The sequence below is a fragment of the Apibacter sp. B2966 genome (assembly GCF_011082485.1).
Taxonomy (GTDB): Bacteria; Bacteroidota; Bacteroidia; order Flavobacteriales; family Weeksellaceae; genus Apibacter.
Genome location: NZ_CP049714.1, coordinates 292,356 through 307,356, shown reverse-complemented (window position 1 = coordinate 307,356; position 15,001 = coordinate 292,356). Strand labels below are relative to the sequence as shown.

The following is a 15,001-nucleotide window of genomic DNA, read 5'->3' as shown; positions in this document are numbered from 1 at the left end:
ATTAATCGGTTACTAAGATTTTTCTTTTATATGTTTTCTTATAATTTCTAAATTTTTGTTCTAAAAAATAGATATATACACCTGGCGTGAGGTTGCTTTTAAATAAAGTATACTCACAATTTCCTTGGTTTACCGGCAAATTTTTTACAACCTTTACTACCCTTCCTTGAAGATCATATAAAGTTAATTGAACATCTAATGCATTATCCGGAAGATAATACTTTATAAAAGTTTTCTCTGAAAAAGGATTAGGTGTATTAGTTACTTTATTCGATAAATCATTAGCTTCATTAGTATCCTCAATATTTAATAATTTACTATTAATTTGGAACACAATTTCTTCGGCCTTTTCATTGGACAATAGTCCAGATACTATATTACTTCCTGAAGGAATTTGAGCTATGGGATGTTTTCCAACTTTAAGTCCATCTTTAGTGCTAAAGCATAGTATACTAATTAGTTCATGATTCTTAGAAACATGTAAAGTAAAATCTTTTGGATTTAGTAAGGATATTATATTTTCATTTAATCCACCTTTTAATCGAATATCAAAAGCTGAAACCGTTTGATCAAAATTTTCTAAATATAAAATATTGTTTTCAATACTTAAATTATTAGTCAAGTTTCGAGAAGTAACTTCATTTTTAACTTGAGGATTTTTTTCTAAAGTATTGCTCTGAATCTGATTTACTAATAGTAATACATCCAGTAAATTTATTTCAGAATCCTTATTTATATCAGAAGCGGAATAATTAAAATATTTAGGATAAATAGATTGCAAATAATTTAAAATTGTTTGTATGTCGAGAACATTAACTACTCCATCCATATTTGAATCTCCGTCTTTATATGTCAAAATATAGCTTATATTACTATATTTTGTTGTGCCTGATATCTGTTTTAAGATTAACTCTTGATTGGTTGGAATATTCCATCGTTGAATTAAGTCTACTAATTTTATACCTTTCTCAGGTATAGTTATATTCTTACTAAAATCACCAATAGTGATCGAATAACTTTGATCAATAAATTTTTGTGATTTATGATCGTATCGATTTATGCTTGTATCTTTTATCACAGTTTGATCAGATAATGGTAATTTTCCTAAATCAATAGTTTGACGATCCAAAATGACTGTTACATTTGATGGAATTATTTTTTCAATACCATTTATACGGTTAGAAGAAAGATTTATCGATTTAAGTTTAGGTAAATCTGCTATTTCTTTCGGAATTATTCCGTTTAAATTATTGTCGGAAAGATTTATTTCAATGATATGTCCTTCATTATGAATTATCCCTTTCCAAGATTGTATATGTAGATTATTCGATGAAATATCCCATTTTTCTTTCCATTGATTACCGTTTGTTTTTTGGTATAGCTTCACCAAAGCTCGATATTCTTCGTCAAAGACCGGAGTGGTAGATTGTCGTACAATGCCTTTATATCGGTTATGTGAACCTGACGCAGAACCGTCTGATTGCCAAATGGCTATAGAAGCACTATCGGGTATTTCTGATATATTTATATCTGAGAAAATGATCAAACTGTCTTTAGCTGTACTTTTGGATATATTTAAATTATTAGCCTGTAAGTAAAATGTATTTTTAGCTTTGAAATCAGAATTTTTAGTATCGTATAAATTAATTTTATTTAGCTTAACGATAATTTTATCATCTTTTAATTCTAAATATTCATCTTTGCTGCTCTCTTGATTTCGTATATCTGCATTGTTAAAAGTTAATGGATGATCAATATCGGTAAAAGAATTATTCGATAAATCAAGCTCATTTATTTCTTTTAATTCATTTAACACTATTGAAGGAATATTTCCGGAAAAATTATTATTAGATAAAATCAATTTTTTTAGTTCTTTTGATTCCGACAATGAGGCAGGTATGTTTCCGGATATTTTATTGCTTAAAACATTTAAAATCTTTAATTTTTTTAAATTACCTAATGATATGGGTAATTCCCCTTCGATTTCGTTTGAGTTTAAATTTAGAACTTCAAGATATTTCAATCCTGAAATTTCCTCAGGAATAGTTCCCATCAACAAATTATTCGGTAAAGAAATGGATATTATATGTCCGTCTTTAATTCCTACACCATACCAATTTTCTAAATGAAGATTATTTTTCGACACATCCCATTTATTTTTCCATAGAAATCCTAATGTAGATGAATGAAACTTTTTTAAAATTTCAAATTCAGTAGATTCGACCTGTCTACCGAAAGTTAATTTGTCATAATATATGTTTGTGCCTTGTGCATATCCTTCCGTTTGTTCAATTCTTACCTTATCTCCATATTTTAGCCCCCACGAAGCTATATCCTTAAAATATAACATTCCGTTATTAGAATACGTTGAACCCTTTCTTACATTATTAATATATATATTAAAAATATATTTTCCATTAAGGTTTGAAGATCCATTACTTATGGAGAAAACACAAATTTGCGGAAGTTGGATAATCAATTCATTAGTGTCCGTTTCTAATTCTGAAATTTTAATAGCTTGATTTTTAAAATTTAAATTTGAAATTGCCCAATGATCTTGAATTAATGATTTTGGTATATCTTGTATTTGATTTCCATCAACTTCTAAGGTTGTTAAACCGATCATATTTCCTATGGTGGAAAATAATTGACTTATATTATTCTTACTTATAATCAATGTTTTTAATTTCCCCATTTCTCCCCAACTTTCAGGTAAAACTCCTTGTATTTTACATCTTGATAAATTTAAATATTCTAAATTCTTTAATTTCGATAGTACTTCCAAATTTGAATTGCTTATATCTATAGCATCCAAGTAATAGGAATTAAAATTTAAAATTTTTATGTATTCAAGGTTTATAATACTTTCCGGCAGTTTGCCTTTTACATTATAAAAATAATATAAACTAAGTCCGGTAACATGTCCATTTTCTACTGTTACTCCACTCCATGATATTTCATGTAAATTATTCTCCGTTATATCCCATTTTTTCCATGAATTGGATCCACTCCAATTCGAACCGTTCAATTGGTTATAAATATCTACTAAGGCTTGGTATTCTTTTTCAGGTACTTTCGGTAATTCTATATTTACTTGGGAAAATCGTAGATAATTATCTCCCATGTAGGTATTATTTTGTGTATACGTTTCTTGATATAAATATAGATCATCTCCTTTTTTAATTGTGGATATTAAATTATTAGGAATCGTAACTACCCCTTTTTCTGATACCGGCAGGTATTCTCCTATTTGACTACCTCTTAAATAAATACGAAGTAATGGTTTTTGACTGAAGTCGTTTTTTAATCTATTATATAAAAATAGTTGGGGTAAATTTATTTCTACATCTTCCCCTTTATATGTGAATAAAGGTAAAGTAATGGTTTGCTTTCTTAAATTGTAGTCGTTTATGCTATAAGGTAAAAAACCCTCTATGGATGAAATTTGATTACTATAAAATTTTACTGTCTTTAAGCTTTTGATCTCTTCCAGTTCTTTGGGTACTTTTTTGAAATTATTATATGAAAGATCTAAATATTCCAACTTACATTTAGAAATTGATGGAGGTAATTCTTGTATTTGATTTCCATCTAATTCTAATCTTATTAAATTTTCCATATTTCCTATAGTAGAATTCATTTGATATACACTTGAATAACCTATATTAAGATATTTTAATTTCTGTAATTCTCCCCAACTTTCAGGGATTGGTCCCCCTATTTTGCTTCCATATAAGTATAAACTTTCTAAATTTTTTAATCCCGATAAAATACTCCAATCCGTTCCCCGAAAATCTTTTTCTATATAATATGAGGATAAACTTAAATAATTTAAGTACTCCAAATTTTTTATACTTTCCGGAAGTTTACCTTTTACATTATAAAAATAATATAAACTAAGTCCGGTGACATGTCCATTTTCTACTGTTACTCCACTCCATGATATTTCATGTAAATTATTCTCCGTTATATCCCATTTTTTCCATTGATATGAGCCACTCCAATTCGAACCGTTCAATTGGTTATAAATATCTACTAAGGCTTGGTATTCTTTTTCAGGTACTTTCGGTAATTCTATATTTACTTGGGAAAATCGTAGATAATTATCTCCCATGTAGGTATTATTTTGTGTATACGTTTCTTGATATAAATATAGATCATCTCCTTTTTTAATTGTGGATATTAAATTATTAGGAATCGTAACTACCCCTTTTTCTGATACCGGCAGGTATTCTCCTATTTGACTACCTCTTAAATAAATACGAAGTAATGGTTTTTGACTGAAGTCGTTTTTTAATCTATTATATAAAAATAGTTGGGGTAAATTTATTTCTACATCTTCCCCTTTATATGTGAATAAAGGTAAAGTAATGGTTTGCTTTCTTAAATTGTAGTCGTTTATGCTATAAGGTAAAAAACCCTCTATGGATGAAATTTGATTACTATAAAATTTTACTGTCTTTAAGCTTTTGATCTCTTCCAGTTCTTTGGGTACTTTTTTGAAATTATTATATGAAAGATCTAAATATTCCAACTTACATTTAGAAATTGATGGAGGTAATTCTTGTATTTGATTTCCATCTAATTCTAATCTTATTAAATTTTCCATATTTCCTATAGTAGAATTCATTTGATATACACTTGAATAACCTATATTAAGATATTTTAATTTCTGTAATTCTCCCCAACTTTCAGGGATTGGTCCCCCTATTTTGCTTCCATATAAGTATAAACTTTCTAAATTTTTTAATCCCGATAAAATACTCCAATCCGTTCCCCGAAAATCTTTTTCTATATAATATGAGGATAAACTTAAATAATTTAAGTACTCCAAATTTTTTATACTTTCCGGAAGTTTACCTTTTACATTATAAAAATAATATAAACTAAGTCCGGTGACATGTCCATTTTCTACCGTTACTCCACTCCATGGTATCTCATGTAAATTATTCTCCGTTATATCCCATTTTTTCCATTGATATGAGCCACTCCAATTAGAGCCGTTCAATTGGTTATAAATATCTACTAAAGCTTGGTATTCTTTTTCAGGTACTTTCGGTAATTCTATATTTACTTGGGAAAATCGTAGATAATTGTCTCCCATGTAGGTATTATTTTGTATATATGTATCTTGATATAAATATAGATCATCTCCTTTTTTAATTGTGGATATTAAATTATTAGGAATCGTAACTACCCCTTTTTCTGATATTGGTAAATTCCCGCTTACTCTTTCTCCTCTTAAATAGAGTATCATGGTCGGTTTTTGACTGAAATCGTTTTTCGATCTGTTATATAAAAATAGTTGGGGTAAGCTTATTTCAATATCTTCTCCTTTATATGTGATTAGAGGTAAAGTAATGGTTTGCTTTCTTAAATTGTAATCCGTTATGCTATAAGGTAAAAAACCCTCTATGGATGAAATTTGATTACTATAAAATTTTACTGTCTTTAAGCTTTTGATCTCTTCCAGTTCTTTGGGTACTTTTTTGAAATTATTATATGAAAGATCTAAATATTCCAACTTACATTTAGAAATTGACGGAGGTAATTCTTGTATTTGATTTCCATCTAATTCTAATTTTATTAAATTTTCCATATTTCCTATGGTGGAATGTAATTGATTTATTGAGTTATACCTTACTTCTAAATGCTTTAATTTCTTTAATTCTCCCCAACTCTCCGGTAATGATCCTTCTATTTTATTCCCATACAGATATAAAACTTCTAAATTCTTTAATCCCGATAAAATACTCCAATCCGTTCCCTGAAAATCTTTTTGTATATAATATGAGGATAAATTTAATATTTTTAAGTATTCTAAATTTTTTATGCTTGACGGTAGTTTGCCTTTTACATCATAAAAATAATATAAACTTAGTTCGGTAACATGTCCATTTTCTACTGTTACTCCACTCCATGGTATCTCATGTAAATTATTCTCCGTTATATCCCATTTTTTCCAATCATATCCTTTCCAGTTCGCTCCATTAAGCTGGTTATAAATATCTACCAAGGCCTGGTATTCTTTTTCAGGTAATTGCTTAACATTCAATGATTGTGAAAAACATAGAGAAAATGAAAACAGATAAAATATAAGAACTAATAATAATCTATTCATAAATAATTATATTTAATTAATAATATCTATTTAAATAAAAATATATGAAATATAAACAAATTGTTTATATTTATATACAATAATAAATAGTATATATTATACAAATATAAAATAATATTAATTCATTAATAAATTATTTTATATTTAAATTGAAAATTTCAAAAATATAATTAAATAATAATCAATATCCTTATTATATATACTATGTTTATATTTAATAATTAAACTAAAATAAATTTAAAACATATTGAATTATAATAAATATATTTTATTTATCATTATAACAACTATAATCAATATTTTATATCATTAATTAAAAAAATAGATTTATAGTTTTATTTATGAATTTTTGATTAAAAATAATTAAGATTTATAAAAAATATAAAGGGCTGAGACTTTTTTTAAAGTTAAGTGTTTAGATCAAATTATTAATATATCAATCTATTAAATTAATAAATTTTTTATATTTGATAATACATTTATAATAATAATAATAATAATAATAATAATATATTTATTAGTTTAATATTAAATAACAATAATTTTAATTCAATTTTTATTTCTAGCGTTAGAATAATTTTTAAAGAGAAATGGGCTAATTAATTAATGTAAAATTTAGATTTATATTATTTGACAATTTAATGGTATAAAAAAACATATAAATGATGTATGTAAAACATCATATTGATATCTAGGGTTTATAATAATAAACGATATCGATGACATCAGATTTAGACATAGCTCCCGGATTAATTCCTAATTCTCCTTCCGGAATAGGAATTCCTAATTTTTGAAAATGACTTTCCCAATACGGAATAAATTTTCCTGTCTCTAAGGATTTAAATGTCATTACATTTAAAGGAAATACTTCTTTATTGTCATTGGATATATACAAAATTTTATATATAAGCTCTGAACAATAGTATTGATCATTAGTTAAATCAAAAGCGTCATCGTATTCTTTGCCTACTAATTTTTGAGCTTCTTTTATCGCTTGTGGAATCAATTTTTGATAGGGTGCTTTCAATCTTCCAACAACAGAAATGGGCGGTTTATTTTCATATTTTTTTGGAATTAAAAATTCTTTCAGCGGTGTAATTTGTACTTTGGGATGAGTTGCTTCAATTACATAAAATGATTTTGTAATAGAATCTTTATATATCATTCCAACATGAGTGAAATTATAATTATCTATGCCTGAAGTAACCTGTTTGATTGCGCTATCCATATTTTTAGCATAGGATTCTTGAAATAGTAAATCACCATCTTTTAAATCAAATGTAAATGAACTATAACTTTGTGAAAAAACAAAACAAAATTGATATATAACGATTAAGCTAAAATACTTTTTCATAGAATCTATTTTTCGATACAAATATAAAAACAAATAATAGTTTATGTGTTTTTTATATTTTTTTAAGTTTAAATTAAAATTTAAACAATTTAAATCAGTTGATTGTTATATAATCTACACCACTATGAGCGGACATTTCAGGCGCATAGACGGATTGCACTGAAGTAAACCCATTGGAAAATTCTCCTTTATTAGTAGCTCTTACCTCATATTCAAATACATACGTTCCTTTTCTTATATGTTCAAAGAAAAAATTAGTAGATGAATCGCGGGTACTTTCATAATAACTTAATCCGTTTTGATATTTATACGAAGAAAAAATATTCACAGGTTCAAATCCTGAAGCTCTCATATCTTTAATATGAATAAAATCCATATCACGATCAGCTTTTAGTATCAGTCTTATAGTAATTACATCACCGATGGATATATAATTTTTACTCGTAATTTCCTGTAATATAAAACCTTGATCGGATACCGTTTTTTTAAATAATTTTTTCTGAATTTTAATAGCATTTCCTGCATCAGTTATTTTATCTAAATCTTCGATATATTGATAATATAATCCTCCCCAAACTATACCGGGAGATGTTTTCTCAATTTTTATATCTCCTATTTCCGATTTCATTTGCTCAGAATTCCATGATTTTTTAAAATATCCTGTGGTTTGAGTCAAGGAAGCATCGAATGATGGATAAATTTGCTTGTTTCCGCTAAAAATGGTCACATTTTTTTCTCCTTCAGACCAATCTTTTCCAAAATTCAATAAAGCATACAAAGCATTAGTTGTAGCTTTCGTAGAGCCCCAAGAATTAGTCTGTTTATTAACTAGCAGCCAAATTTTCATTTCTTCTATAGAATTAATATCTCGGGGAGTCACCTCTGCAAAGGCTTCTATAATTTTAGTTTGAGATTCGATCGGTGTTTGGTATCTGGACCATCCGGCTAGATTATCTTTCCAATACATACCTGTAGTTTCTGATTTCACCGATGTTTCTTTCAAATTATGAAGCACAGTTTGCGCTGATGTTGTATATCCAAATCTATGCAAAGTGACGGCCAACATCGCTTTATTTTGTGTATCTAACTTTTTAAAATATTTTGTAAAATTTCTGTTAATCTCTTTACTGTAGTTTTCTGTTTCTAACGGTAATGGATAACGATCTTTCCAAAAACTTCTTACATAATAATACTGTAGTAAATCGCCCTCCTCTCCTGTTTTTTCCATTTGATTTTTATGGATATAATCCAATGCGTTTTGATCGGAATATGCAATAGCTTTTTTAATCACCTGTTCCAGATCATTCGGTATATACGTTGAATACTGAATGCCCAACATTCTTCTAAGTTGACCAATTCCGGCAATAATATTATCAGTTATATATGCATTGGAATTTCCTCCTTCAAACCAAGCAAAACCGCCATCAGGATTCTGCAAGTTTTTGAGTTTCTCTAGAACTTTAGAAGTTTCTTGAGCCATTTGGTTTAAATCGAACAGCAAAGAAATTCTCTTTTTCTCTTCGGTTTCATTTTCACCGGTACGTATCCAAGGTGTTTCTTCTAATAGTATATTTTTCAATTCTTGATTCTTTTCTAAATTGGATATGTTGATCCCTTTAGAATTCCAATCATTTAATACATTTTTAATATTCGGAACGGTATTTATTATAAAAGAGGCTAATACATTCCCATACAAACGACTAAACACTTGCTCCGAATTTTCATAGGGATATTCCTTTAAATAAGGAATGGTAAATACAGCCAGCCATACAGGGTTAGTAGCAACCTCCAGATTTAAACTTAATGGAGATAACGACTTTGAAGAATGAGTACTAAGCTTATCTAAATGATATTCTTTTGTTTCATTTTCTTTTATGTTGATAGGTACAGATTCGGTGATTAATACCCTATCGGAAAGTATGGGAAGTACACTTTCTTCTCCATCCGAAAAATTACTTGCATTTGCAACTATGCGTAAACTGACGGCTTGAATATTTTTTGGAACTTTAATTTTCCAACTTACTTCGGTATTTTTAGAAAGTTCTGCTTTGAAAGGTATAACAGGGGATAAATTATTAAATGTATCATCTACCGATTTTTGAGTAAATGCATCAAAAAGAAAAAGCCGGGCATTTCCGGTTATATTTTTTCCGGTTAAGTTATTAATTTTTGTACGTATCGTTAGTTCATCTCCTTCTCTTAAAAATCTGGGAAGATTAGGAACTACCATGAGATCTTTTTGAGTTTGTGTATGAAATTCGGCTGTTCCCGTGTGTAAATCCTTAGTGTGAGCCAAAATAAGAAGTTTCCATTGAGTTAAAGCCTCAGGTGTGGTAAATGAAAATGTAACGTTACCTTTCTCGTCTGTATAAAGATTAGGATAAAAGAATGCGGTTTCTTCTAAATTCGTACGATACTTCAATTGAGAAAAATTCTTTTCTACATCTGCATCTTGATTTATTATCTTTTGCTTATTATTACTTCCAGATAATCCGTTTTCCCAATTAGAATCGGATTGCATATAATCAGCGTTTTTAGTAATGGCAATTGCAGAAGTAGCTACCACTTCCCCATCGTATAAAGAACCTATGGATATATCCTTCAAATCAACATTTTTTGGATTTTTATAAATTAAATTAGGTAACTTTTCTGATAATCTATTTGAAATGAGATTATAACCAATGGTAGAAGCCGATTGATATAATACCCCATACGTATAATACTTCCAAGGAGTGAATGTGTAAGTAGTTGGAGCAAATTGATCTAAAGATTCGTCGTACATTGTAGCCAGTACTTCTGTAGCAATTTTATCTTTATCATTCCCGTTAATAGTCAAAGTCCAGGTTTCTTTTTGTCCCGGATTTAGCTTATTCCTAAATACATCAGTTTTAATTTTTAAGTCTTTAGGTTTTTCAACAACCTCAATTTGAAAGCTTTTTACTTGATATCCATTTTCATTAACCAAATAAGTTAAAACAAATAGTCCATTACTAATAAAATCCTTAGTTGCCATAAAGGAATAGGTTCCTCTACCTTTAACTAAAGGTATTTCTTTGTGTACTATCCATTTTCCGTTACTTTCCAAATGTAAAACGGCTGTTGAATTTTTTAAATCAGAAAAAAAGTTGAGTTCAATTTTTTCACCTACCTGATATGATGATTGAGAAGCATTTACACTAAAATATTCATAATCTGATGATTTTAATGTTTTATCATCTTTTATTTCAATAATTCTTTGAGTTTTAACGGTATCAGTACCCAATACAGTTTCAGCTTCCACTAAATAAAATCCTTTAGATACACGAGAAGAAAGATTAATAGTATCTGATATTTGAGTATCAAATTTATAGGTATTTATTTTTTCTTTTTTCCACGCCGACGGATCCTGCTCATCTTTAGCATAAGGTAAATGTGGAAAATAACGTTCAAATGATTCTTTATCGTATAATTGATATTCCGGAACGATTGCTAATTTATTTGGAAGAAGTATTCTGGATGGACCTTCTAATTTATATAGGTTAACCATCCCTTGAGCATATACTTTTACCTCATTTAAATTAGTTGATTGTATGATTATTTTAGTAAAATCTTTTTGAGTGGATACATCCGGTGTATGTAAGGTTAGTTGCAAAGGGAGATCACCCAATGAAATTTTAGTTTTTTTAGTTTGGGTTTCTCCGGTATTATCTTTAACATCTACGGTTAAAATATAGGTATAATATCTATATTCATTATCCTTTTTAACATCTTTAGCCTTTGCGAGATAAGAAATTGTAAAAGCTCCCTCTTTATCTGTACTTACTTCTCCATGCGCTATTATTTCGGATTGATCCGTATAAGGCATGGGATAATACATCCTATATAAAGGTACTAAACCTTTTCTTTCAACCCTGTAATTAACTTTTGCATCAGAAACAGGCGATCCGTTATATGATAATGCTTTACCTTTACTTACCACCTGTTCATCTAGTTTATAATTTCCTGAAAAATCATCAAATGTGATTTCAAATTTTGGTCTTTTGTATTCTTCTACTGAAAAATAATGAGTATCATTACTGAAATTGGAAGATATATAATAATTTCCTGTCAAACCTTCTTGAGGCAGAATAAACTCTCCAAATATACTTCCGTAATCATTTGTAGTTAAATTTAATGTTGAAATTTCTTGTCCATTCGCATTATTTAATGATAGAGTCACTTTTTGCTGTTTTACTACTAAGGTTTTATCCTTATCTTTAGTATAAAGTATTACTTTAAAAAAAACTTTTTGTCCGGGTCTATAGATGGATCTGTCCGTAAAAAAAGCACTCATCTTTTGAATATCATTTTTAATTACATCACTTTCATCATTGTACATGCTTGAAGGAAGTTTCATATAGGAATGTGAAGAAGGAATATATATATAAGTATCTCCAAATTTTGAGCTGAGTTTAGATAAATCAAAAAGTCCGTGTGAGTCGGTTGTAATGGTATAGGGCTCAAGTAAATTTTTTGAATCTATATTTTTATTTTGTTTTTTGTATACAGTTATAGATTTAGTTGGATAAACCTTTCCCGTTTTACGATTTAATAATTGAAATAATGGATTTACGTATCTTCCTAATTTAACAATACTCCAGTCATGGACCATAAAGTATAAGGTTCCATTGAACTCTGAATTTAACTCTTTATTGGGTATAAATGATGAATTTGTTGACAATTCCAACATATAATTTCCTTCGGAAAGGCCATCTAATTTAATTAACGTAGAATGAGTCTTAAAATCTGAAAACGATTTCCATTCCAACACACCATTTCTGATCTGTTTTTTATTTACCATGGAATAAATTCCATTGGATATAAATTCTGAATTAGTCGAATTTAACATCGTATTATTATCCGTATTTAGCTGAAAAATTCGATAATAAACTTTATTGATATTGGTTGCTTCTATTATCAACGGGATGTTTTCATTAGGTAATTGAACTTCATCCAATGAGGCATTGAGGGATACTTTTTGAATTTCTTCGATAAGATTTTTACAATTTACAGTCCACGGATTATTTTCAGTATAGGTAACATTTTTACAAATTGAATATGCTTTTTCTTTGTTTGAATTCATATTCATACTCGCAGCTTTGTAATATAAATAGGCGGAAAATTTTTGAGTCGGATAAGAATTTGCTAAATTCTCTACTAAATCTGCTTTCTTCTCCAAAGTTTCAGAAGAATGAATAGTATTCTCAATTTGTTTTAATTTACCGTTTAGAAAAGCTGATTTATCCGGATCATTTTTATGAAATTCGTATAAATCTTTATAAAGATCGTTAATTTCTTCTTCTTTATTCTTTTTATCCAAAGACCCTTTGGTATCTTTTGTATTCTGCGTTAAAATAAACTCGCTTGATAAGTCGTTTTTTTCTAACGCATTGATATATCGAAACACTAAAATATCGTATAAAGTAGGATATAATTCTATATTTTCATCTGAATTTAAAATGTTTTTCCAATGTAATGTTTTTTCTTTCTTAAGTAATTGATCATTTTTAATGGATTCTTTATACAAGGAAAAACTCTTTTGCATGAGTTGATGGGTGGACCAATCGCTAATATCATTGGAATGAAATTCAGTTTCTGTAATATTTCTTCTTTCCCAACGAGTTCTAATTGAATAATCTTCATAAATTTTTGCTAACATCGATTTTGTTAAGGATAAAGTAATCCCCTTAAAAGAATTCATTTCCTTTTCAAAATTTTGGATTACAAGTTTGTACGGATCATTATCTTTATCCTCTTGAGTTTGAGATAAGATTAGATATTGATATATCAAGGAATTAATAATTTCCGAAGAATTATTTTCTTTTTTTGCCTGAATGTATAGTTGATTAACTTTAGGAAGTAAAGATTTAAACTCTCCATTCTTCATTTCTATATAAATTTCCTTCCATTCTTTATCATAATTGATAAGTTGTGCCATACCTATTTGAATTATACAAAAACTTAAAAATAAAAAAATCGATTTCATATGATTTTATTTCAAATTATAAAATATCTATTGTTAATTTATTACAATAAAGATGCTTAAATTACTAAATTCCATAAAGATTGTATATAATTTTTTAAAAAATTAATCTTATACATGGATAAAAAAACAATAAACTTAATTGATAATATGATATAATATTCTATAAATTATATAATACAATAAAAAAAAGCTAAGGAACAATTATTCGTATTAGAACTAATTATCTTACTATGATTGCTAAATTTTAGCGTAAAAATTACATATAATTTTAAATGAAAAGATAAATGAAAATGATCTTTGTGTTAACAAGCAATTTGTTTTACATTACCAATTCGTTAAATAATTTTAAAAATGTTTGATTAAGATCCGAAGAAAACCCGGGATGTGGTCTGGATGTTTGAATCATAGTACTTCTTTCAGAAGTTAGCCAACGAAATCTTTCTGCAATACCCATAGCTGCTATGCCTCGTCCTGTAGATTCTCCTATACTAATTTTTTTAAATGCTTCCAATGCATTTATAATACAATCAATGTCGAAAGTATTATCTTTACTAAAATATTTTATTTTCTCTTGATCAACTATATATTCGACTTTAATAAATTTAGCTTCTTTTGAAAACAAAATAATTCCCACATTTATAAATTCTTCTCTTTCAACTTTCGGCACCAATCGTATGACGGAATATTCATATAATCGTTTTTCTTGCATTATTTGCTTCTTTTATAAATAGTTGTGAATTATTTAATCTGTTAGAAAGGAATTCTAGATAAATATTTTTTATATCCTGTGTGGATTCTTCGGAACTTCTCCAATCTAACCAATCATCGGGTATTAAATTTACTATTTCACCGATTTTTTCTAAACTTATTAGTTCTTTGCACTGTTGATCAATTTCTTCGAGGTGCGAGGCAAAAGGTAATAACACATGGTTTTTAATTTCGGCAAAAGGTGTAACCGATAATCGTTGCCAGTTTATCCAAGAATGATGAAAATATAAGGAAGCTCCCATATCAATCAGCCATAATTCTTTATGCCAAATAAGCATATTCGTATTTTTAATCGTTCTGTCAATATTAGTTAAAAACGCATCTAACCATAAAATTTTTGAGGCTAGATAGGAATCAACCTTTGTAACCACCGGATCATAAGTTAACGCTCCTGACAAAAAATGTAAACCTAAATTCAAACCTCTACTTGCTTTAAGTAAATCTTGTATTTCTTCATCAGCTTCCGTACGACCAAACGCTTCGTCTAAATAGATAAATACTATTTCAGGAATGTTCAATCCTAACAATCTTGCAATTTCCCCTCCAATTAACTCAGATATTAAAGCCTTAGTTCCGTGTCCTGCTCCCCTGAATTTGATCACGTAATTAAACCCGTCATCAGCTTCTGCCAAGGCAGGTAAGGAACCTCCTTCTCTCAACGGGGTAATGTATCTTGTAACGTGTACGCTTCTCAGTTCCATAGTGAATGGGTTATCCTCGGTAAAGTTACATTTTTTTCTAACTATTAATTTTT

5 protein-coding genes are annotated in these 15,001 nt (G+C 28.2%); all 5 read right to left on the bottom strand.

Annotated elements, in window-relative coordinates; genetic code table 11:
• Position 1: 1 nt before the first annotated feature.
• The 5 genes from G8C43_RS01320 to G8C43_RS01300 all read right to left on the bottom strand — a co-directional run bounded on the left by G8C43_RS01320 (position 2) and on the right by G8C43_RS01300 (position 14,948).
• Complete coding sequence (locus G8C43_RS01320) at positions 2-6,121, bottom strand: dockerin type I domain-containing protein (RefSeq protein ID WP_166003563.1); 6,120 nt, start codon at positions 6,119-6,121, stop codon at positions 2-4.
• Positions 6,122-6,812: 691 nt separating this feature from the next.
• The gene (locus tag G8C43_RS01315) at positions 6,813-7,475 is read right to left on the bottom strand and encodes a YiiX/YebB-like N1pC/P60 family cysteine hydrolase (protein ID WP_166003560.1); all 663 of its coding nucleotides are present in this window, start codon (positions 7,473-7,475) and stop codon (positions 6,813-6,815) included.
• Between the two features lie 94 nt (positions 7,476-7,569).
• Entirely contained in the window at positions 7,570-13,479 is a 5,910-nt protein-coding gene (locus G8C43_RS01310; protein ID WP_166003557.1) for an alpha-2-macroglobulin family protein, read from the bottom strand.
• 319 nt (positions 13,480-13,798) lie between these two features.
• Positions 13,799-14,188 (bottom strand): DUF3037 domain-containing protein, encoded by a 390-nt coding sequence (locus tag G8C43_RS01305; protein WP_166003555.1) that lies wholly within the window; start codon positions 14,186-14,188, stop codon positions 13,799-13,801.
• Complete coding sequence (locus G8C43_RS01300; protein ID WP_166003552.1) at positions 14,166-14,948, bottom strand: HipA family kinase; 783 nt, start codon at positions 14,946-14,948, stop codon at positions 14,166-14,168. The genes G8C43_RS01305 and G8C43_RS01300 overlap by 23 nt, the downstream gene beginning before the upstream one ends.
• Positions 14,949-15,001: the final 53 nt, after the last annotated feature.